The sequence below is a fragment of the Mucilaginibacter aureus genome, from assembly GCF_053514885.1.
Genome location: NZ_CP170601.1, coordinates 340,911 through 361,289, shown reverse-complemented (window position 1 = coordinate 361,289; position 20,379 = coordinate 340,911). Strand labels below are relative to the sequence as shown.

Here is a 20,379-nt window from a genome sequence, read left to right as displayed (position 1 = left end):
AGCAAGGCGGTGTGCTAAATATGAACCAAATACAGGGGTAAAACCAATCAACCCTGTAGTTGATAGTAACCGGAATTAATATCCGTTTGTACCAAAATCGCTTCCATTGGTAATTTGACTCAGGAAGCTGAAAGGAATAGGGCGGTTATAGTGGATAGCCGGATTAAAGTTTGCCGCAGCTGTAGCATTATATAACGATAACCGGGTCTCAAATGCTTTTTCGCGTTTTAAAAGCGCCCAGCGGCTATACTCGCCACACAGTTCACGGGCATACTCATCAAAAACATCGTTCATGGTAGCTGTGGTCAGCATCATGCCGGTAGTAGTATTAAAGTCGGCCGCGTTACGGCATGCACGCTGCCTTAATACATTTAAATATTGAGCTGCTGTGGCACCGCTGCCGCCAGAACGCAAGGTAGCTTCAGCATCGATTAGGTAAACTTCGGCCATGCGCATGATCATGATATTACCCAGTTTTTGTTGAAAGTTGCCGCCCAACCATCCGCCATCAAAGTTATGGTTAAACTTCATCATGGCAGGGAACAAGTTGGCCAACGCTCCGCCGTTTGGTAACCCGTTGGATGCCGTAACCGCTTTATAAGTACTGCCTGTCGCGTCAGCCGGATCGAACATATCATCGATATTAATAGTAGCATATCTGCGGGTTGCTTTATCGGCAGCAGTAAGTGGGGTTTTGCTTAAATAAACAAAAAACCTGTCGTCGTCTGCAGCTAATGGATAGGGGTGTACGTTAGCATTAGGAATAGATTGCAAATTTGCAGCATTACCCGAATGGTCGCCTTTGGGCCAGATTGAAGGGATATACTGCCAGGTAGCATTTGCCGAAGCATTTTTGGCATTTACATCGGCATACGGATAAATAATCTGGCCAACGTGCGAAGCATCAATACCATATTTGGTACACATTGCAGCGGTAAGAGTAACGCTTGCAGCTGCGTAAGTAACGCTTGCCGGTGCCGGTGCGCCGCTGCCAAGGCTGTTAATGGCCTGTACACCCGAGTAGTTTGCAAAGGCAGTTACAAAGGTATTTTCCCAGCGTTTATCATAAGTGGCGTTAAAGCAATTGATCAAATATTTTGTAGGGGCCACAAATTGCTGGTTTAAACGCCCGTAATAACCGTTTGATGTGTTTGAGTTTACACTTCTTTTAAACAGGTCGGCGGTGCCAAAAGCGTCATCCAGTTTTGGATAATAATGCAGGTAGATATTGGGTTTAGAGTTACCTGTAAAAACATCGTACGATGGATCGTAAGGATTGAGCCCATAAGCAGTAAACAAAGCCTCGGTATTGTTGCGGTTATTAGCTGCGGCAAAAACCTGGGCAAAATCGGCATACATATTGGCGTTATATGCGGCCTTGTTGTTAATAAGGTCATCGGCAACTTCTTTGGCACGCTGCCAGTACGATTTTCCGTTTTCGCTTAAGCCTTCACCTGCGCCTTGTGCATAGGCACGGGCAAGCAAGCCAAGTGCTGCTTTTTTAGTTACACGTGCACCATTGTTTTGATAAGGCACTATCGGCAAGTCGGCGGCGGCGGCTGTCAGGTCGGCTATGATCTGCGCATAAATTTGCGCAACAGGTGTACGCACCGGAGCCAGGGTTTTTACCGGATCGTTGGTTACAATTAATGGTACGCTGCCAAACTGTGCAACTATTACCGAGTAATAATAAGCCCTTAAGCATTTAGCCTCGGCTACCAGTACTTTGATATCGGCAGCGTTAGCTGCGGCGTCTGTTAGCGTGGGTGCGAGCTGGATAGTTTCATTACAGTCGTTAACCGAACCCCAGGCAAAATCCCAAACGTTTTTGATAATACCCGAGCTGGTAGTGAAACCCTCATAGGCCATAATATCCTTGTATTGGTTATGGTTATTGTAGGAGAATGTCCACAGGTCGGTACCAACTTCTGATACTAAACCATATTGCAAACCTATCAATGAGCCCCAAAGGCCGGTATAGCAGTTACTTTGAAATGCTTTCCAGCCTGCAAAGTTATTTAATGTAGTTTCGGGTGATACGGCGGCCGGATTAAACTCATCCAGCTTTTTGCAAGACGATACGCTTAATGATAACATCAACGCACACAGGCCTGTCTTAAATAAAGTTCGTTTTATAAATTGATTTTTCATCGTCGGATTTTTAATTGATTTACAGTGTTACATTAATGCCCACCACCACTTGTTTAGTTAACGGATAGGCTAAACTACCGTTCATCTCAGGATCGTAATCTTTCAATAATGGGCTTTTAGTAATGATCAACGGGTTTGTCATAGTAGCATAAATACGCAGTTTCTGTAAAGCTATCCGTTTAGCAATGTTTGTTGGCAGCGTATAACCCAGCGAGATATTTTTAATTTTTATAAACGAGCCGTCAACATAGTTTAGGCCAGAGAAACCGATCATGGTTGAACTGGAAGATTGGTAGTTCATCACCGGGAAAACATTTGCGGGGTTTGTTGGAGTCCAGTAGTCAAAGTTAGCAGGGAACGTTCTTGAAGGGCTCGCATTGGTTGCAAAACCGTTTGGCTGGTACCAGCCCATCATATTGTAGCTGATGGTTTGTCCCCAACGCACGTAGGTATAAATACCCAGGTCGAAGTTTTTGTATTTGAAATTATTCTGGAAACCAAACGACCAATTTGGGCTGTTGTGGCCAACAGGCTGATAATCATTAGCGCTATAGTTATAATAGTTTGTTGCTGCTGTTAAAGCAGGGTTGTATTGTTTGGCCAGCGTAAGATTGCCATAATAGTAAGTAATCAAACCGTTGGCATCTGTTTTGGAATATACGCCGGGCCCAACATGAACTAAACCAGGCACGTTAACCATCAGATCGCCGGGACGCTTGTTAAATGCCAGTGCGTCTTGCTCCTGGCCAATTTGCCAAACACCGTCCAGTTTGTAATCACGGAAAGAGTTGATCGGCTGACCAAGCATCAATGTATAGTTGCCATCATTTACGTTTGATTGACCGCTCCTTGTGTTGGCTACGTTGTTTGTGCCATTAGTGATCTTCAGAACCGTTTCCCTGTTATAAGAGTAAGATATTGCCGACGACCACTCAAAGTCTTTTTTAACGATATTACGTGTGTTCAGCGTTAACTCAACCCCCTTGTTATTGGTTGATGCGATATTAAGATTGGTTAAATAATTGGTGCCCGGTGTATAGGTGCCGTAAATACTTGGCAGCAAAACGGCGTAGATAACATTTGGGGTACCGGTGTTATAATAATCCAACGTTATGTTAATGCGGCTATTAAAAACAGACGCGTCTAAACCAATATCAGTGGTGGTCGACCTTTCCCAACGCAGGTCAGGGTTGGTTAGATATTGCGTGTTACGGTAAATCGCCTGTGTTGTACCGCCTAATGATTCGTTAAGCGACTGCAGGTTAGAAACAGAACTGTAAGCAGGGATACTTGAAGCACCTGTGGCACCCCAGCTTGCACGAAGTTTCAGATCATCAAGCCATGATTTTGTTCCGGCCATGAAGTTTTCCTGAGATATTCTCCAACCCGCCGACAGGCCAGGGAAAGTATCCCAGCGGTTGGTGTAATACAACTGTGAAGCACCATCGTGGCGAACACTGGCTGAGAAAAGATATTTGCTTCTGTAAGAGTAATTTAAACGGGCAACCAAACCCCAGCTTTTTGACATTGTGTAAGACGATGACGCCCTGGTGTTGGGGTCGGAGCTTTGCATATTATACCATTCAAAACTATTTGATGTTATGCCGCTCTGGGTTTGTTGCGTGTTTGTGTTTTGATTATAGTAATAAGTGCTGGCGCCGGTGAAGGTAAGCTCGTGATCCTGCCTTACTTTAAAGTTGTAGGTCAGAATGTTTTCCCACTGAATACCCTGGTAGCGGTTTTGGGTGATAGCTGCTTTAGCAACGTTTGCATTTGAATATACATAAGCTACCGACCCGATGCCATCAAACCGGTAATTGTTTGAATAATCCATCTGAGCACCGGCGCGCGATAAAATGCTCAAACCTTTTATCGGTCTGATCTCAACATACGGGTTTAAAAACACTCTCGTATTGTTATCAGTATTGGCGTAAACACCCGGCTGATAGTTCAGCAATAAGTTATATACGTTATTGCCCAATACGGTGTTTAAAGAGCCATCTGGATTATAAGGTTGCACAAGCGGGTCTGTGGTCAGCGCGTTTTCCAGTTTATCAGTAGCCCGGTTTCTCACTACATAAGATGCCTTTAGGTTGGCGCCGACTGATAACCAGTTTGTTACCTTGTGATCAACGCGGATGTTTGTAGAGTAGTTTTTGTAATCATCACCGGTGTACTGGCCGTTTTCGTTCTGGTAGTTAAAAGAAACATAAGCTTTGGTTTTGTCGGTACCGCCTGAAACTCCCAGGCTATAGTTTTGCGTAGCCGGGTTTTTCCGCATAAATACGCTTGGCCAGTCAACAAACTGTCCTTGCTGATACAACGCCCAGCGCGCTGAACCAAAAATGGTCGGATCATCGGCTGGTGATTGCCATATCGCGCCGGTAGTTGTCCACTTCAGGTTGGTAGCATCCCACACGTAACTGTAAGCATCGCGTTTAGCCTTCAGATATGCATCGCCGGTAAGCATTTTTGGCACAACCGACCAGCCGTTATAACCATAATACGAGTTGAAATCGATATTTGTTTTGCCGGTTTTGCCCTGTTTGGTGGTGATAATAATTACGCCGTTGGCGCCATTAGAACCGTAAACAGCAGTAGACGATGCATCCTTCAATACTTCGATCGATTCGATATCATTAGCATTCAGGGTTGAATAATCGCCGGGCAAACCATCGATAATGAAGAGTGGATTGCCGTTGCTGGCACCCAATGACCTGTTACCGCGCAATTGTATATTAACGCCTGATCCTGCCTGACCCGACGAACGGGTAATATCCAAACCAGCTACCCTTCCCTGTAACGATTCTATCGGGTCGGGGCCTGGCCTCGCTACAATCTCCTCAGATTTCACCACCGATATAGCGCCGGTAAGATCCCGTTTTTTCTGAGTACCGAAACCTACAACCACCACTTCATTAAGCTCCGAGTTTACTTCTTCAAGAGTGATTTTGACGTTGGTACCGCCTTTTACCGGCAGTTCTTGTGTTTTGTAACCAACAAAGCTGATGACCAGCACGTTTTCTCCGGGCGCTAATGCTATCGAAAACTCACCATTAACATTGGCAACCGCCGCTGTGGTTGTGTTTTTAACTTTAATGGTAGCGCCCGGAACCGGGTCGCCTTTAGTGTCGATCACAACACCCTTTACCGGCGACTGTTGCGCATTAACTACTGCGGAAAATGCGAGTAGAAATGAAATTAACAACAAACAGGCCCTGGACAAGCGCAAGACCGTTTTTCTTTGTAGAATTTGGTTCATAAACAAAAATTTAGTAATTGGTTTAACCTTAAATTAAGCGCCATAGCCAAACCGGTTGATACCTGAAACAGTCAAAGATTACGCGGACTACGGCGGTAACCTTTGGTGTTGTAAAGACATGAGCGATCACTGGTAAAGGCCTGTTGTAAAAAACTCTTTTAGAAGCAGCGGCTTATGATCGTTGGTTTGTTCAATCGGTGTGGCTTGGTGAGCCATTTGTTTAAACAAATATCAGTTAACAGGATGCCGCAACGATGACGTGATTTATCTTTTTATTGTACAATTTTAGCATGATTTAATTGACAATGCCTTAAAGTGTTATTGTAGGCTGCTTAAAGACTATAAAAAACCGGGAATGGTCATAAGATCGGTTTAATTTCATGACAAAAGCTTGGTTAAATAGTAAATACAAACTGTAACTGTTATATTTAACTGACAATTGGACCACCTTATACCATGTATACCGGCGTAAAGAGAAAAAGCAGCGAACCTGCCGTTACCGATAATGCAACTGCCCAACGAAAAGGTGTCGCGATGCCGGCAGTGCCTGTTTTACAGCAGGCAGTTCTTCAAAAAAATACTGCGGATGAAGAACCGTTACAAGGCAAGCTCATTGCACAGTTGCAAGATGCGGGTATTGTGCAGCGGGTAATAGCAAAAAAGGTTTGGGACGAGGAACTTGTTCCTAATATATCACTTTCGGTGTACACCAACCTTGGTGGTGGAGATACACCACTTATAGGGCTTAAAGATGATGTCCTCGTTAAAAAGGTTGGAACAACTGTAACACCAATAACAGATGAAATTGCAACCGCTTTAAGAGCTAATCATACCTGGGACGGTAAGCTCATAAATAGAACTAAAGTTAAGGACATTGTTAATGAAGATACGATTGATTTAACAACACCTGGTACGCTACATTCGAATATTGATTCGGATGCTGATAAGGTAAAAATGAATGTAGAGGACGTTGCCGGGGACAGACACTCTTTTTTACATCATAGTTACTCCATATATAAAAAGAGGGGCACAGGAGCCCGGGCCGTAACCACACGGCGCGAAGCCGGGCATCACCTCACCGTTGAAAATGCTCACCTGCTGGCGATGCTTGAATTAAAAAAGAAAAAAACACTTGGGCATCTTGATAAAACAACATTAGAAAAGCCCGACGTAAACACTGAATTAGGGAAAAGGAAAATAAATGAAATTGATAATCTTAATTTTTTTCCAAAAAAAGCCCAGCAAACGGCAAAAGCGCTATCACTCGGCACAGGAGTCGTATCTAATGATCAGCTTGAAGAAGTTACCACCGATATGGCATCCGAAAATGTTGATGAGCGGCTCTCATTAGGTCAGTATCTTAGTTTTATACAAAAGGGTATAGAATCAATACCTAATGTACCACCGGTATATGGTGCAAAAATATTGCAGACGGCTAAGACAATGCACACGCGTACAGGCCTTAATCCTGCAGAGATGTTTCTTAAGGTTGGTAAAGGCGATCAGCGCCACCTGGTTCGTGCAGTATTAACTATGGCTCACAACGGACTGGCGGCCGGCTTTGTGTTAGAAAAAGGGATATTAGATATTTTTCAGCACTATGTCACAAACGAACCTAAACTACCCTTTGCCACACCTATCACTGAAGAAACCGAATGGGTAGCAAAAGGGGCTCTTGCAAACGATGGCAGGACAAACTACAATGCTTTAGAAACCCGTTACGTAGATGGAAACTATGAGGCCATTGTTACAGCGATGAAAACCTATATAGCATAAATATGCATTGTATCTGTAATTATCCCAACACAGAAACTGCCATTTTGATAATATCATCAAAAACAGCTTTATCAGTGGTTGATTTGGCAGTAACGCGCATTCCTTTTACGGTGTTGAAGGTAAAGCGGGCCAAAGCTCGGGCATCCTGTAGGTTGGTGATCTCGCCGTTTTCCTGCCCTTTTTTAATCACTTTATAAAAAGCTTCTTCAACCTGCTGATCGTTCTGACAGATCATTTTGCTCACCTGCTCATCATGCGGAGCCACTTCTACCTCAGCATTCACCATAAAGCACCCTTTCTGGGTCTTATCATTTAATAAGCCATTCGCAACAAACTGAAGCAATTGTTTGATGGTTTCTTTGGCAGGAAGCGAGCTGTTTGCGATCCGGCAGATCTGACCAGAAGCGGTACACTGATAACTTTCGAGGGCTTTGATGAACAGCGCATGCTTATCACCATAGGTATCGTACAGGCTTGAACGGCTTATGCCAAGACCGTCGACAAGATCTTGCATAGACGTAGCATTATATCCCTTTAGCCAAAAAAGGTCAACTGCTTTGTTCAGCACTTCGTTCTCATCAAAATCTTTTGTTCTTGCCATAACTGCAAATAGCTTTGCCTGATTAAAAGGCAAAGCTATTCAATTTATTAATTAAATTTAATAAACCGAAACGGGTTTATCGTATGCCTCCACCTGCAAGCAATGTTTCGCCGGTTAACCAATATGATTCCTCAGAAGCCAGGAACACAGCTAAGGGTGCAATATCTTCCGGCTGACCGATACGGCCAAGTGGTGCTGTACGGGCAGCTTCGGCGGCAAATTCACTACCGATAAAACCTGCAGTATGCGCGCCTTCGGTCTCGATCATACCCGGGTTGATCGAGTTAACGCGGATATTTTTCGGTCCCAGTTCTTTTGATAACACGTGGGTAATAGAATCAACGGCACCTTTGGTTGCAGTGTAAATAGCGCTGCCTACTGGTGTGATACTGCTCACCACCGAACCGATATTGATGATACTGCCGCCATTTGGGTTAAAGTTTTTTAACGCGCCTTGTGTGGTCAACAGCGTTCCCAATACATTGGTATTGAACTGGCTGTGAAAATCATCTTCATTAATTTGCTCGATAGCGCCGAACTTATAGATACCTGCATTGTTTACCAGGATATCAACCGCACCGAAAACTTTGTTGGTTTCGTCGAACAGACGGGTAATATCGGCTGTTTTAGATACATCACCCTGCACTGCAATGGCTTTACCGCCGTTGGCTACAATATCCGCTACCACTTTATCGGCTCCGGCTTTGGCCGATGCATAATTTACTACTACCGAAGCGCCCGCGGCTGCCAGGCTTTTTGCGATACCTGCACCAATGCCTTTTGAAGCACCTGTAATAACTGCTACTTTGTTTGCTAATTTTTTCATGTTCTTATTTTTTTATTTTTTATATTTGGAATGATTGTTCCACAAAGGTATATCATATTTGGAATGATCATTCCAAATAAAATCAATAATTATATTGTGATGACAAAAGGGGTTTTTGCCGGTAAAGCTGCGTAAAGAAAAAAGCCCCCCAGTCAAAAACATGGAGGACAACGGAAGATATCAGAAATAATTTACATAGCGGGCATAGGTGCTATCTCGCGCACCTCAACATTACCTTCGTTGACAATATGCGGGCATCTTTTTGCGATAGCAGCAGCGGTATCCAAACTATCGGCCCTAACAATAAGATAGCCACCTACAATTCCCTCTTTAGCTGAAGTTACAGCTTCGCCGGTAGTTCCTGCTGCTGATACCGTTTTTCCACCGCCTACCAGGGGTAAGCCACCCGCAAGTTGTCCGGTTTGCGATAGTTCACCCATGTAAGCACCCCATGCCTGCATTTCGGCTTTGTTCTCTTCGTCTGTTTTACTTGTCATTGGCCTGCCACCACGTAACAACAATAAATACTCTTTCATCGTCAATTGGTTTTAAAGTGTTTAAAAACTGATGACGACCCGGGATTTAATTATTGGACAAATTGCAGGAAAAATTTTTAAAAGCTGGAATATGGAGGGGCCCAAGTACGGACCTCTCTTTATTTACACATTGGAGGGTTAGTTTTTCTGCAGCGCCTGGTATTTATTTCCGTTCGACGGATCGGCGCCCATCAGGATGTTGTAGGCGGCTACTTTTTCCTGCGGACTATCGGCACTTAAAATTGAAACAAATTCGTCGGACTTAGCCGTAAAGAATAATTGGGGCAGCATTGATCCCACGCTTTGCCTGTCTATCTGCGATAGGGCAGGTAGCAAACCGGTAATAATTTTAAGTCCGGTAGTGGGGTTGTTAGCCATTTGATCAAGGCCGTTACGGGAGTAGTCATATAGAAACTCACGGATCACCTCGTAACGTTTATTGTTCAGGTTTTCGGCCAGCCAGTAGCGGTTAAAGTTGCTTTCAAAGGCGTTCCAGCCTTTGTATGATGAGGTTTGCGCTACATTGACAATGGTTTTGGCTTTATTTAAATAAGGCGTGCCACCAAATCTTGAAAACGAATCGTAATCGAGGCCAATGATCACATAAGCATAAAAAGCCAGTACCGAAGTTAAGTTACTTTGAAAGGTCTGATCGTTAAAATCCATTTGCTGACCTTCGGTGTAGGTAAAGTCAAACTCCTTATCATTATTGCTTAGCAAGGTGCTGGTATATGTTGAACCGTAGACAGGCCGTGTTGATTGTACCTGTAGTTCGCCGCTAAAAGCGCTGCTGCCATCCCAGCTGGTTACATTTAAAATAAAATTACAGTCGATGCGCTCATTGGGCAGTATCTGGTCGGCACTCCATTTATGGGCGTTCAGAAAATCCTTCATGGCGGTTTCTAAAACGGTAAATATGCGCTTGTTGCTGGTTTGCAGTTTGGGGGTCAGCACCTGTACACGTGCGTTCAGATCTTGCGCATTGAGTTTACCAATGCCAAAAAGGATGATCAGGAAAGTAATTGCAACGTTCTTCATGCGTGTATCAGTTCAATTATTTTATTGCAGATGTCTGCTGCCGCTTCGTCTTTGGTCTTCAGGTCGTAAACAATTTTGTGCAGGTCGCGATCGATAATGGTTATTTTATTGGTGTCGGTTTTAAAACCGGCTCCGGCATCGTTTAGTGAGTTGAGCACAATAAAATCGAGATTCTTTTTGTGCAGCTTTTCAATCGCGTTCTGTTCCTCGTCGTTGGTTTCAAGTGCAAAGCCAACCAGTATCTGCCCGGGTTGTTTGCTTTGGCCCAGGGTTTTCAGGATATCGATGGTCTTTTTCAGTTCAATGGTAAAACCTTCGTTTTGTTTTTTGATCTTTTGTTCGGCTACGGTTACAGGGGTATAATCGGCTACAGCCGCACTCATTACGCATACACGCGATTGGGTAAACTGCTGCCGGCAAACATCCAGCATTTGCGCCGCTGATGTTACGTTGATGCGTTTGATCGATCTGCTTTTGATTTGCTGTGTTGATGGCCCCGACACCAGGGTAACATCCGCGCCAAGCGTTGCCATAACATCCGCAATAGCGAAACCCATTTTACCCGAAGAGTGGTTGCCCAGGAAACGAACCGGGTCGATCGCTTCGTAAGTTGGCCCGGCGGTAACCAGTACCTTTTGATTAGCTAAAGGAAGTTTTTTTTTAAGATCGTCGCTTATAAAAGTGATGATCTCTTCCGGCTCAGCCATACGGCCCTCGCCAACCAATCCGCTGGCTAACTCGCCATAGCCGGGTGGGATAAAGATATTGCCGTAAGCTTTTAGTTTATCGATGTTGTGTGCGGTAGCCTGGTGTTTCCACATATCCAGATCCATTGCCGGGGCAAAGTATACCGCGCATTTGGCCGACAGGTAAACGGCGGTAAGCAGGTTATCGCAAAGGCCGTTGGCCATTTTAGCTATGGTGTTGGCCGTAGCAGGCGCAATGATCAGCATATCGGCCCAAAGGCCAAGTTCAACATGGTTGTTCCATTCGCCGGTCTTGGGTTTAAAATAATCAACCAAAACAGGTTTTTTGGATAGGGTAGACAGTGTCAACGGGGTAATAAAACCGGTCGCATCGGCAGTCATCACCACCTGTACATCGGCGCCGGCTTTAACAAGCAGGCGTACCAAAAAGGCGGCTTTGTAAGCGGCAATACTTCCACAAACACCTACAATGATTTTCTTTCCGTTGAGCATGAAGCAAAAATATGCTTTTATAGTATCAAGTGCGCATAAAAAAAGCTCCCGTTTTGGGAGCTTTCAAAATCTTATTGTTCTTTGGCCGGATTGCGGTAGTAAACCTTGTTTTCTAAAAACTCCTGAACGGCTACCAGCGATGCTTTAGGCATACGCTCATAGTGTTTTGAAATTTCGATCTGCTCACGGTTTTCAAATACCTCTTCGAGGTTATCATTTGACGACGCAAATTCAGAAAGCTTTTGGTGCAATTCTTCCTTTACGTTATTTGATATCTGGTTAGCTCTTTTCGACATGATCACAATCGACTCATAAATGTTGTCGGTTTGTATATCTAACTCGCGCAAATCGCGGGTTATGGTGCTGCCTGCAACAGCTGGTTTTGTATTGTTCATATTACTGCGTTTTTGCTTTTTTTAATGCTATTGAATCTTTTTGAAATTGCGGAAGTGATTTTTTTTCTTCTTCCAGTTTTTTGTAAAGCTTTTCGTTTGTTTCAGCTTCGGCTAATATACGTTTAGTTTGTTGAAGGCCCTGCTCGCAATTTGCTTTCAACTGGTCGGCATCTTTGCGGTATTTGCTTGTAGGGTAATGCTCAATAAACGATTGGTAAAAACCCAAGGCTACATTATAGCGCTCGATCTGCCTGATCTCAAAACTGTTTTTAGCGTACATGTATTGTGCCTTAATGGTTAAAAACTCCATTTCTTCGGCATATTTAGTGTCGGGGAAATCGCGCAGTGAGTTATTAAAAGCAATAACTGCCGATTGATAATCACTGATGGTTAAATACAACTTAGCGTTGGCATATGATTTTTGCTCCAGTTTATCCCTTAAGTTTTGTATCAGCTTACTTGCTTCGGCAGTACGGTCGCTTTTAGGGTACAGGTTGATAAACAACTGTAACGCGTCGATCGCCTTTTGCGTATTCTCCTGGTCGAGCGAAAAATTTGGCGAATCCAGGTAGTAGCAATAAGCCGACATAAAACGGCACTCTTCGGTGCGGGTACTGTTAGGATAGGTATCGGCAAACACTTTAAAGTGGTAGCGAGCCGATGTATAGTCCTTTAACTTGTAATTAGTATAGGCGTAGTAGTAAAACAATTCTTCGGCTTCTGCCTGCCCGCGGTAGTGTTGCGTGAGGTCTTCAAACAGTTCGAGCGCGCGGCCATAGTCCTTTTTGTTGTAATACCTTTTGCCTTCGCGGTATTTTTTAGCAAGGTCGTTACTGGCTCTCAGCTTCTCATATTGGCTTTTACAACCAGCCAGCGCAATAATTAGTACAATTAATAAGGCCCCTATAAGGGGGATTTGTTTTTTAAACATTTTGCAAAGATATAGCAATATTATAAATCAGTCAATTATTTATTTCGGTGCAAGTTAAAACGGTTCTTTTTATAAACCTTGCGGTGGGTTTATTTTTAACATCTTTTAACGCTTACGCGCGATTTGGAATTGTAGTATACTATATAGTATAGGTAGGTTTGGTTTACCGATGATGCATATACTATATATAGTAGTATAGAAACGCTATTTAAATCCGGGTAACAGATCGGATATATACATCATCCTAAAATATGCTTTGCGTGTAGTTTTTACACCACGTTAAATTTTAACCGAAAATTATTGTTGCTGATTTGCAGCAGGTTAAACAGAACTTCAAAATTATTCGTGAGCAGGGTTTGCATAATTAACAATTGTGGCTACCTTTGCACCCCGCAAACGAAGGAGCGGAAGTTCTTTAAAAAGATTGAGAGTAGGATAATTTGAAGGCGAAAGCCGGAATGATTGTTCGAAAATAAAAGCCTCCAAAAAAATAAAAAATAATTTTTGGAAAAGAAGAAAAGGTTTCTACCTTTGCAGCCCGTTAACGAAATAACGGATGTTCTTTAAAGGTTTTTAGGTGTACAATAGATAAAGCGAAAGCCGGTAAAATTGTTTAAAAAACCACAAAAAATCTCTCAAATTTATTTCAAATATTTTTTGGAAATAAAGAAAAAGGTTGTTACCTTTGCAGTCCCAAAACGAGGGATCGAAAAAGCTGAGAAAATCGAAAGATAGAAAGCTGGGGAAAAGCGGAGGGCACAAAGCTTGAAGTGGGTGAGAGAGAAGAGGGAAAGGAGCTGAAAAGCTTAACAAAAAGAGATGCGAATCTCAACAATCACAGAGCGATTTTGTGATTCACAAACAAGAAGATTTACTAAGTGCAATACTTAGATAGATATATAGAGAAGCCGTGAAGGTGGATCGAAAAGTTCTTTAAAAGGAGTAACATGATGCGTAGCGGAGATAGCAATATCGAAGTTATGTAACGAACAATAAAGAGGAGTAGATAACTGTATAAAGATATACAAATACAGATTCTACAATAGAAATAAAGTAGAGTCAGTGATTAAAAACTTAACATTTACAATGGAGAGTTTGATCCTGGCTCAGGATGAACGCTAGCGGCAGGCCTAATACATGCAAGTCGGACGGGATTTGGGAGCTTGCTCCTAATGAGAGTGGCGCACGGGTGCGTAACACGTATGTAACCTACCTTATCCAGGGGGATAGCCTCTCGAAAGAGAGATTAACACCGCATAACATTATTGAATAGCATTATTTAATAATCAAATATTTATAGGGATAAGATGGGCATGCGGGACATTAGCTAGTTGGCGGGGTAACGGCCCACCAAGGCGACGATGTCTAGGGGATCTGAGAGGATGACCCCCCACACTGGTACTGAGACACGGACCAGACTCCTACGGGAGGCAGCAGTAAGGAATATTGGTCAATGGGCGGAAGCCTGAACCAGCCATGCCGCGTGCAGGAAGACGGCCCTACGGGTTGTAAACTGCTTTTGCAGGGGAATAAACCTCCGGTCGTGACCGGAGCTGAATGTACTCTGAGAATAAGGATCGGCTAACTCCGTGCCAGCAGCCGCGGTAATACGGAGGATCCAAGCGTTATCCGGATTTATTGGGTTTAAAGGGTGCGTAGGCGGCCTATTAAGTCAGGGGTGAAAGACGGTAGCTTAACTATCGCAGTGCCTTTGATACTGATGGGCTTGAATGGACTAGAGGTAGGCGGAATGTGACAAGTAGCGGTGAAATGCATAGATATGTCACAGAACACCAATTGCGAAGGCAGCTTACTATGGTTTAATTGACGCTGAGGCACGAAAGCGTGGGGATCAAACAGGATTAGATACCCTGGTAGTCCACGCCCTAAACGATGAACACTCGATGTTAGCGATATACAGTTAGCGTCTAAGCGAAAGCGTTAAGTGTTCCACCTGGGGAGTACGCCCGCAAGGGTGAAACTCAAAGGAATTGACGGGGGCCCGCACAAGCGGAGGAGCATGTGGTTTAATTCGATGATACGCGAGGAACCTTACCCGGGCTTGAAAGTTAGTGAATGATTCAGAGACGGATCAGTCCTTCGGGACACGAAACTAGGTGCTGCATGGCTGTCGTCAGCTCGTGCCGTGAGGTGTTGGGTTAAGTCCCGCAACGAGCGCAACCCCTATGTTTAGTTGCCAGCACGTTAAGGTGGGGACTCTAAACAGACTGCCTACGCAAGTAGAGAGGAAGGAGGGGACGACGTCAAGTCATCATGGCCCTTACGTCCGGGGCTACACACGTGCTACAATGGTCAGTACAGAGGGCAGCTACCTGGCAACAGGATGCCAATCTCACAAAGCTGATCACAGTTCGGATCGGGGTCTGCAACTCGACCCCGTGAAGTTGGATTCGCTAGTAATCGCGTATCAGCAATGACGCGGTGAATACGTTCCCGGGCCTTGTACACACCGCCCGTCAAGCCATGGAAGCTGGGGGTACCTGAAGCCGGTAACCGCAAGGAGCCGTCTAGGGTAAAACCGGTAACTGGGGCTAAGTCGTAACAAGGTAGCCGTACCGGAAGGTGCGGCTGGAATACCTCCTTTCTGGAGCAGGTATCAATACTCACTCTTTAAGAGCGGCGCATATGCCGCTACGCACATGTCTATTTCTTTTTATAAAAAAACACCCAAAAGACAAGCCACAGTGGCTGTAACCGAAAGGCACAGGACAATGCTGGCAGTTGAAAGTTGAAGGAAGCAAGTGAAAAGTTAGTTAGCAAAAGCGGCTAACCCAAACTGACCACTGACAACTCACAACTGACAACAAATAGAGTCCGGTAGCTCAGTTTGGTTAGAGCACTACACTGATAATGTAGGGGTCAGCAGTTCAAATCTGCTCCGGACTACACTTTTGGTTCAATGGTTCATCAGTTCAGTAGTTCATTAGTCTTTGCAAAAGGATACCAATGAACAAATGACGAGTGAACGAATGAACAAAAAGAAAACTTGACTTTAGGGGGATTAGCTCAGCTGGCTAGAGCACCTGCCTTGCACGCAGGGGGTCAACGGTTCGAATCCGTTATTCTCCACATTCCCACTCATACCTTAACAAAGGTGAGATATTGGTAAAGGCGACCGCGCAATGCGGGGACCGGGGTAAACGTTCTTTGACATATTGGAAGAAGTAATAAAAGAGAAAACAACAGTAGAGACGGTTGTTGGCTTTGAAAGTACGGAACAGTGAAATAAAAAGTATGGAAACGCAAGTCTAAGTACTGGATATTAACTGGAAAATACTGGAGAACGGCAATCCAATCAAAAAGCATACATACCGAGCAAAAGGCGGTATCGTAGAAGAAAGTAAGAAAGGGTACACGGGGGATGCCTTGGCTCTCAGAGGCGATGAAGGACGTGATAAGCTGCGATAAGCTGCGGGGATTAGCAAATATGAATTGATCCGCAGATTTCCGAATGGGGAAACCTAACTATTTGAAGAATAGTTGCATAAATGCGCAAACCTGCTGAACTGAAACATCTAAGTAAGCAGAGGAAGAGAAAACAACAGTGATTTCCTGAGTAGTGGCGAGCGAAAGGGAAGAAGCCCAAACCTATTATGTTACGGCATAATGGGGGTTATAGGACCACAACATGAATATTAAAATGAATCTGAACGGGGTGGGAAACCCGGCCATAGAGCATGAGAGCTGCGTAAGAGTAAGTAATAATAGGATAGTGGTATCCTGAGTACCGCGAGGTCGGAGACGCCTTGTGGGAATTTGCCGGCACCATCCGGTAAGGCTAAATACTCCTGAGAGACCGATAGTGAACCAGTACCGTGAGGGAAAGGTGAAAAGAACCCCGAACAGGGGAGTGAAATAGAACCTGAAACCGTGTACTTACAAGCGGTCGGAGCGGACTTGTTCCGTGACGGCGTGCCTTTTGCATAATGAGCCTACGAGTTACTCCTCTCTGGCAAGGTTAAGTGATTAAGTCACGCAGCCGAAGCGAAAGCGAGTCTGAATAGGGCGTGCAGTCAGAGGGGGTAGACGCGAAACCTTGTGATCTACCCATGGACAGGTTGAAGGTGCCGTAACAGGTACTGGAGGACCGAACCGATAAACGTTGAAAAGTTTCCGGATGATCTGTGGGTAGGGGTGAAAGGCTAATCAAACTGGGAAATAGCTCGTACTCCCCGAAATGTTTTTAGGAACAGCCTGGCGGTTGAGTTATATAGAGGTAGAGCTACTAATTGGGTGCGGGGGAGTCAAATCCTACCAAATCCAGATAAACTCCGAATGCTATATAATATACGCTGGAGTGAGGCTTTGGGTGCTAAGGTCCAAGGCCGAGAGGGAAAGAACCCAGACCATCAGCTAAGGTCCCTAAATTACCGCTAAGTTGAACTAACGAGGTCCGATTGCACAGACAGCTAGGATGTTGGCTTGGAAGCAGCCATTCATTTAAAGAGTGCGTAACAGCTCACTAGTCGAGCGATCGGGCATGGATAATAAACGGGCATCAAGTGGTATACCGAAGCTATGGATTGCAATTTATTGCACTGGTAGGGGAGCATTCTACAGGGGGCGAAGCAGATACGTAAGTTACTGTGGACCTTGTAGAAAAGCAAATGTAGGCATAAGTAACGATAAGGCGGGAGAGAAACCCGCCCACCGAAAGACTAAGGTTTCCTGATCAACGCTAATCGGATCAGGGTTAGTCGGGGCCTAAGGTGAAGCCGAAGGGCGTAGCCGATGGACAACTGGTTAATATTCCAGTACTTTTTATAACTGCGATGCGGTGACGGAGTAGTGACACTGACGCGATCTGACGGAATAGATCGTTAAAGGCCGTAGGTATAGGGATTGTAGGTAAGTCCGCAGTCTTTGCTGAAAGCTGATAGTATACTGAGCCTTCGGGTAAGGTAATAGTTCAGGTAATCAGACTTCCAAGAAAACCCGCTAAGCTTCAGGTTATAAAAACCCGTACCGTAAACCGACACAGGTAGTCGAGGAGAGAATCCTAAGGTGCTCGAGTGAATCATGGCTAAGGAACTCGGCAAAATGGCCCTGTAACTTCGGGAGAAGGGGCGCTGATAGCAATATCAGCCGCAGTGAAAAGGCCCAGGCGACTGTTTAACAAAAACACATGGCTTTGCAAAATCGAGAGATGACGTATAAGGCCTGACACCTGCCCGGTGCTGGAAGGTTAAGAGGGGATGTTAGTCGCAAGGCGAAGCATTGAATCGAAGCCCCAGTAAACGGCGGCCGTAACTATAACGGTCCTAAGGTAGCGAAATTCCTTGTCGGGTAAGTTCCGACCTGCACGAATGGTGTAACGATCTGGGCGCTGTCTCAGCCATGAGCTCGGTGAAATTGTGGTATCGGTGAAGACGCCGGTTACCCGCAACGGGACGGAAAGACCCCATGCACCTTCACTACAACTTAACATTGATATCGGATACAGGATGTGTAGGATAGGTGGGAGACTGTGATCCGGCTTCGCTAGGAGTCGGTTAGTCAACGTTGAAATACCACCCTTTCTGTATTTGGTGTCTAACTCTCGAAACGGGAGGACATTGTTTGGCGGGTAGTTTGACTGGGGTGGTCGCCTCCAAAAAGGTAACGGAGGCTTTCAAAGGTAAGCTCAGTACGCTTGGTAACCGTACGGGGAGTGCAATAGCATAAGCTTGCTTGACTGTGAGGCAGACAAGCCGAGCAGGGTCGAAAGACGGATATAGTGATCCGGTGGTTCTGCATGGAAGGGCCATCGCTCAAAGGATAAAAGGTACGCTGGGGATAACAGGCTGATCTCCCCCAAGAGCTCATATCGACGGGGAGGTTTGGCACCTCGATGTCGGCTCGTCACATCCTGGGGCTGGAGAAGGTCCCAAGGGTTGAGCTGTTCGCTCATTAAAGTGGCACGCGAGCTGGGTTCAGAACGTCGCGAGACAGTTCGGTCCCTATCTGTTGTGGGCGTTGGAAGTTTGAGTGGGGCTGACCTTAGTACGAGAGGACCGGGTTGGACTAACCTCTGGTGAATCTGTTATGGCGCCAGCTGTATTGCAGAGTAGCTACGTTGGGAATAGATAAGCGCTGAAAGCATCTAAGTGCGAAACTAGCCACAAGATGAGACTTCCATTGAGGGTCGTAGCAGACTACTACGTTGATAGGTTACAGGTGTAAAGGTGGTGACATCATAGCCGAGTAATACTAATAACCCGAAGCTTTCTCATAGCAGGTAATAGTGGGTGTACCTTTCCGGTACACCCGCAACAACAAAGCTGTTGTTTTCTCTTAAACTTACTTCTTTCAATCATGTCTTAGTTTATGGGTTCGGTAAAGCGAATCACAAACTATAAAATATTCTAATACAGTATATAGCGTTAGCGCAAGCTAACCACTGAAGAAATTCAGGTGCCTATATCGGCGGTGTCCACCTCTTCCCATTCCGAACAGAGAAGTTAAGCCCGCCAGAGCTGATGGTACTGCGGTAATACGTGGGAGAGTAAGTCGGTGCCCAATCTTAAAACAACCCTGCTAAGCATTGCTTAGTGGGGTTTGTTGTTTTATAGCGGTTGGGTAACACTTGCTGCAAAGCGCCACATCGATATTCCCGCAAAGGGGAAGAGCCATAAACCTTTTATACAGGATAATAGTATCCCATGCTGATCATCGATACTACGCTTATTGTTTATACCAGCAATTAACAGTAGAAAGGTTACTAAATGCTTGGCTATGCAGTAAAAAATGCGTATATTGAGCTGAGCGCAAGGCTTATTTTATGATCGATCAAATTGTTAATTTGATAATTAGCCATCGAGAAGTAAATAAAAATACCGACAATTACCCCCCTGCCGGGAACCTTTGGTTGCGAAAATGGCAATGATGACCCAAAGAAGAACAGTATTTATTGAGTTAAGCACGAGGCTTATTATGATCGATCTAATTGTGAATTTGATAATTGATTATCGATAGTAAAGAAAAATACCGACAATTACCCCCCTGCTAGTAACCTGCTATCTCCTCAACAACACAATAACTTTTCTATCAATAACTGCTAGCGTATTTTTTTACTCTTTTTGGTTACTAACACAAAAGCGAGAAAAAATTGTTTCTTATTGAAACCACGGTCGTTTCGGTTTATTAGTCATTTTTTACTGATCTGTTTAAACGGATTGACTAAATAATTGTCTAATTTTTTTAAAAAAAGTCCAACAAAAACAAAACTTAATTGTTAAGTTAAATATTATGTTTTGAGTTAAATGGAGTGATGTATGAGAAAAACCAATACCCGACGAATATTCAATATATTTTTAGCAGTTGTAATTGTTGAAATATTTATCAGCATTTCGGGCAACAAATTGCTCAACACAAAAGGCTATGATAACAGTTCACAAAAGAATGCTATTGATAATGATAATATTCAGGAGAGGGTAGATGCTGCAAAACGGGATAAGGTAAACGTAAGATCCGTTAGCTTTACTACCCTACAAACCGATACCGTAAATGCAAAGAACAGGTATCTGATAGACAAAAGTCTGTAAAATTGCTGTCGAACCCGATGCGGATATTTGTTCTTTCAAACAGGATAAAAAATGCGGACGATCAACCTTTAATGGGTATATGCCGTTTTTTGCATACTGTTTCTAACTTCGACATAGGTC

The 20,379-nt window shown here is 44.3% G+C and carries 11 protein-coding genes, 2 tRNA genes and 3 rRNA genes; 7 read left to right on the top strand and 9 right to left on the bottom strand.

Going from position 1 to position 20,379, the window contains the following annotated elements; translation table 11 throughout:
• Positions 1 to 75: 75 nt before the first annotated feature.
• Both ACFGVR_RS01520 and ACFGVR_RS01515 read right to left on the bottom strand, forming a co-directional pair.
• Positions 76 to 2,151, bottom strand: a complete 2,076-nt coding sequence (locus ACFGVR_RS01520; protein WP_448700652.1) for a RagB/SusD family nutrient uptake outer membrane protein — start codon at positions 2,149 to 2,151, stop codon at positions 76 to 78.
• A 19-nt stretch (positions 2,152 to 2,170) separates the two neighbouring features.
• Positions 2,171 to 5,413, bottom strand: coding sequence for a SusC/RagA family TonB-linked outer membrane protein (locus tag ACFGVR_RS01515; RefSeq protein WP_448700650.1), 3,243 nt, complete (start codon positions 5,411 to 5,413; stop codon positions 2,171 to 2,173).
• Between the two features lie 456 nt (positions 5,414 to 5,869).
• Between ACFGVR_RS01515 and ACFGVR_RS01510 the strand changes: the two genes are divergently transcribed.
• Complete coding sequence (locus tag ACFGVR_RS01510; protein ID WP_448700649.1) at positions 5,870 to 7,189, top strand: hypothetical protein; 1,320 nt, start codon at positions 5,870 to 5,872, stop codon at positions 7,187 to 7,189.
• Between the two features lie 19 nt (positions 7,190 to 7,208).
• On the opposite strand, the gene ACFGVR_RS01505 is transcribed toward ACFGVR_RS01510, so the two are convergent.
• The 7 genes from ACFGVR_RS01505 to ACFGVR_RS01475 all read right to left on the bottom strand — a co-directional run bounded on the left by ACFGVR_RS01505 (position 7,209) and on the right by ACFGVR_RS01475 (position 12,715).
• Positions 7,209 to 7,790 carry a TetR/AcrR family transcriptional regulator gene (locus ACFGVR_RS01505; protein ID WP_448700648.1) on the bottom strand — a complete coding sequence of 194 codons (582 nt, stop codon included), beginning with the start codon at positions 7,788 to 7,790 and terminating at the stop codon, positions 7,209 to 7,211.
• Between the two features lie 76 nt (positions 7,791 to 7,866).
• The gene (locus tag ACFGVR_RS01500) at positions 7,867 to 8,616 is read right to left on the bottom strand and encodes an SDR family NAD(P)-dependent oxidoreductase (RefSeq protein WP_448700647.1); all 750 of its coding nucleotides are present in this window, start codon (positions 8,614 to 8,616) and stop codon (positions 7,867 to 7,869) included.
• A 191-nt stretch (positions 8,617 to 8,807) separates the two neighbouring features.
• On the bottom strand, positions 8,808 to 9,152 hold the full coding sequence (locus ACFGVR_RS01495; protein ID WP_448700645.1) for a YciI family protein: 345 nt from the start codon (positions 9,150 to 9,152) through the stop codon (positions 8,808 to 8,810).
• Between the two features lie 138 nt (positions 9,153 to 9,290).
• Positions 9,291 to 10,190 (bottom strand): type IX secretion system protein PorD, encoded by a 900-nt coding sequence (porD, locus tag ACFGVR_RS01490; protein WP_448700643.1) that lies wholly within the window; start codon positions 10,188 to 10,190, stop codon positions 9,291 to 9,293.
• Complete coding sequence (gene coaBC, locus ACFGVR_RS01485; RefSeq protein WP_448700641.1) at positions 10,187 to 11,389, bottom strand: bifunctional phosphopantothenoylcysteine decarboxylase/phosphopantothenate--cysteine ligase CoaBC; 1,203 nt, start codon at positions 11,387 to 11,389, stop codon at positions 10,187 to 10,189. Before coaBC ends, porD begins: the two co-directional genes overlap by 4 nt.
• Positions 11,390 to 11,460: 71 nt before the next feature.
• Positions 11,461 to 11,784, bottom strand: coding sequence for a DNA-directed RNA polymerase subunit omega (locus ACFGVR_RS01480; protein WP_448700639.1), 324 nt, complete (start codon positions 11,782 to 11,784; stop codon positions 11,461 to 11,463).
• A 1-nt stretch (position 11,785) separates the two neighbouring features.
• Entirely contained in the window at positions 11,786 to 12,715 is a 930-nt protein-coding gene (locus ACFGVR_RS01475; RefSeq protein ID WP_448700637.1) for an outer membrane protein assembly factor BamD, read from the bottom strand.
• Between the two features lie 1,083 nt (positions 12,716 to 13,798).
• Between ACFGVR_RS01475 and ACFGVR_RS01470 the strand changes: the two genes are divergently transcribed.
• The 6 genes from ACFGVR_RS01470 (at position 13,799) to ACFGVR_RS01445 (ending at position 20,259) form a co-directional block, all read left to right on the top strand.
• Positions 13,799 to 15,320, top strand: a 16S ribosomal RNA gene (locus ACFGVR_RS01470).
• Between the two features lie 227 nt (positions 15,321 to 15,547).
• Positions 15,548 to 15,622: transfer RNA gene (locus ACFGVR_RS01465), tRNA-Ile, on the top strand.
• A 109-nt stretch (positions 15,623 to 15,731) separates the two neighbouring features.
• Positions 15,732 to 15,805, top strand: a tRNA-Ala gene (locus tag ACFGVR_RS01460).
• 265 nt (positions 15,806 to 16,070) lie between these two features.
• Positions 16,071 to 18,948: ribosomal RNA gene (locus tag ACFGVR_RS01455) — 23S ribosomal RNA — on the top strand.
• Between the two features lie 177 nt (positions 18,949 to 19,125).
• Positions 19,126 to 19,237: ribosomal RNA gene (gene rrf, locus ACFGVR_RS01450) — 5S ribosomal RNA — on the top strand.
• The 16S, 23S and 5S rRNA genes sit together here with 2 tRNA genes alongside, the layout of an rRNA operon.
• Before the next feature lie 752 nt (positions 19,238 to 19,989).
• Positions 19,990 to 20,259, top strand: coding sequence for a hypothetical protein (locus ACFGVR_RS01445; protein ID WP_448700635.1), 270 nt, complete (start codon positions 19,990 to 19,992; stop codon positions 20,257 to 20,259).
• Positions 20,260 to 20,379: the final 120 nt, after the last annotated feature.

Excerpts from the sequence above, each read along its gene's own strand:
- ACFGVR_RS01520 (WP_448700652.1), bottom strand. The coding sequence starts at position 2,151 with ATGAAAAATCAATTTATAAAACGAACTTTATTTAAGACAGGCCTGTGT.
- ACFGVR_RS01515 (WP_448700650.1), bottom strand. The coding sequence starts at position 5,413 with ATGAACCAAATTCTACAAAGAAAAACGGTCTTGCGCTTGTCCAGGGCC.
- ACFGVR_RS01510 (WP_448700649.1), top strand. The coding sequence starts at position 5,870 with ATGTATACCGGCGTAAAGAGAAAAAGCAGCGAACCTGCCGTTACCGAT.
- ACFGVR_RS01505 (WP_448700648.1), bottom strand. The coding sequence starts at position 7,790 with ATGGCAAGAACAAAAGATTTTGATGAGAACGAAGTGCTGAACAAAGCA.
- ACFGVR_RS01500 (WP_448700647.1), bottom strand. The coding sequence starts at position 8,616 with ATGAAAAAATTAGCAAACAAAGTAGCAGTTATTACAGGTGCTTCAAAA.
- ACFGVR_RS01495 (WP_448700645.1), bottom strand. The coding sequence starts at position 9,152 with ATGAAAGAGTATTTATTGTTGTTACGTGGTGGCAGGCCAATGACAAGT.
- porD (WP_448700643.1), bottom strand. The coding sequence starts at position 10,190 with ATGAAGAACGTTGCAATTACTTTCCTGATCATCCTTTTTGGCATTGGT.
- coaBC (WP_448700641.1), bottom strand. The coding sequence starts at position 11,389 with ATGCTCAACGGAAAGAAAATCATTGTAGGTGTTTGTGGAAGTATTGCC.
- ACFGVR_RS01480 (WP_448700639.1), bottom strand. The coding sequence starts at position 11,784 with ATGAACAATACAAAACCAGCTGTTGCAGGCAGCACCATAACCCGCGAT.
- ACFGVR_RS01475 (WP_448700637.1), bottom strand. The coding sequence starts at position 12,715 with ATGTTTAAAAAACAAATCCCCCTTATAGGGGCCTTATTAATTGTACTA.
- ACFGVR_RS01445 (WP_448700635.1), top strand. The coding sequence starts at position 19,990 with ATGAGAAAAACCAATACCCGACGAATATTCAATATATTTTTAGCAGTT.